This is a genomic window from Streptomyces sp. NPDC051133 (assembly GCF_040682635.1).
Classification (GTDB): domain Bacteria; phylum Actinomycetota; class Actinomycetes; order Streptomycetales; family Streptomycetaceae; genus Streptomyces.
This window is the reverse complement of record NZ_JBFBBK010000227.1, coordinates 1-1,489: the sequence shown is the minus strand read 5'-3', so window position 1 is coordinate 1,489 and position 1,489 is coordinate 1. Positions and strand designations below refer to the sequence as shown.

Here is a 1,489-nt window from a genome sequence, read left to right as displayed (position 1 = left end):
GTCCGCCACACGGGGTACCACCAGTTGGCTGGCGAGCGCTGCCACCAGATCCTCATCGAGCTGGCCGGCGAGGAGTTCGCTTGTCTCCGCGAGGAAATTGGGCCCGATGCTGGCGCGCGGCCCACTGCCGCCGGCAGGACCGGCTGGTGCCACGGGGCGCACCGGCGGACCCACGGCGGGCTGCACCGGCGTGGGCGTTCGCATCTCGGGCCCGGCCGCTCGCGGGGACGGCTTCAGATGAAGCCTCGTCGCGAATTCGGTCGGCCCACCTGCCTGCGGACGGCCGAGGCCGGCCCTGCAGACAACCTCGACTTCGGTACCGGATTCCCGACCGACCTCGACCCGGCAGACGACCTCGACTTCGCTGCCGGCCTGGGCGACAGCGGCGCTGACGAGTTCGCCGACGCGAAGCACTACGTCGTCGAGCAATTGTTCGCTGCCAGTGTCCGGGTTCAGACCCGAGGCAGCCATGCGCCGGGCGAGCAGAGCGCGCACGAATGTACATGCGCCGGCAACAGCCCGCTCTGGCATCAGCCGGATGGAAGATGCCGACACTCGCACGGGAGAAGACGACGCTCGCATGGGCCACCTCGAAGAAGTTTTCTGAAGTTACGTTTCTTCAGCCTCTCTTGGCCGCCTTACACTAGACGTTCGCTCGCGAAAAGCCAAAGGTTGGCGACGCTATGACTTCAACATCGAAAAACCTGACCCCCTCCGCCTCCATGAACGAGCCTGTTCTCCCGTTCACCAACTCGCCTGATCCATTCGCAGAAACTGGCCTGAGACCGGCTGAGCTACGCCCGCTACTCGCCGCGATGCGCGCGTTGTGCGACGGTGACTTCACCGTCCGCGTCCGCGATCAGGACCACGGCATCACCGCTGAAATGGCCAGCGTGTTCAACCAGATCGTGGCCCGCAATCATCACCTTGCCACCGAGTTGCAACGGGTTCGGCGCGAAGTGTTGCGCCAGGGCAGGCTGGACGCACGTCTGGAGGCGAGTCCCGGTCAGGGGGCGTGGTCAACCAGTGTGGATGCGGCCAACACACTGTTGGAGTCTCTCGCGCTGCCGATGGTGAATTTCACGAGCGTACTGAACGCGGTCGCCGACGGAGATCTGACCCAGCACGTGGATCTCAACGACGGCAACCGCAAGTTGCGCGGTGACCTGCGTCGTCTGGGACTGGGCGTGAACCGTATGGTCGAGCAGCTGTCCCGGTTCACCGCCGAGGTGACCCGGGTCGCGCGCGAGGTCGGTACAGAGGGCCGGCTGGGCGGACGAGCCAAAGTGCAAGGACTGTCCGGTGACTGGCGTTATGTGACGGAAGCCGTCAACACCATGGCGTCACGGCTCACGGCGCAGGTACGCGACATCGCGGTCGTGACCACGGCAGTGGCCGGAGGAGACCTGACTGGGGAAGGGCGGCTCAGTCAAACGCCACGACCAAGCGGACGCCGTCATCGCCGAAGCGGCCCGCCAGAGCCTTCGTC

2 pseudogenes are annotated in these 1,489 nt (G+C 65.8%); one reads left to right on the top strand and one right to left on the bottom strand.

The window, feature by feature from the left end:
- Positions 1 to 531, bottom strand: a pseudogene (locus tag AB0N17_RS46640) (hypothetical protein); the annotation flags it as partial.
- Between the two features lie 284 nt (positions 532 to 815).
- Here AB0N17_RS46640 and AB0N17_RS46635 point away from each other — a divergent pair.
- Positions 816 to 1,489 (top strand): annotated as a pseudogene (locus AB0N17_RS46635) (hybrid sensor histidine kinase/response regulator); the annotation flags it as partial.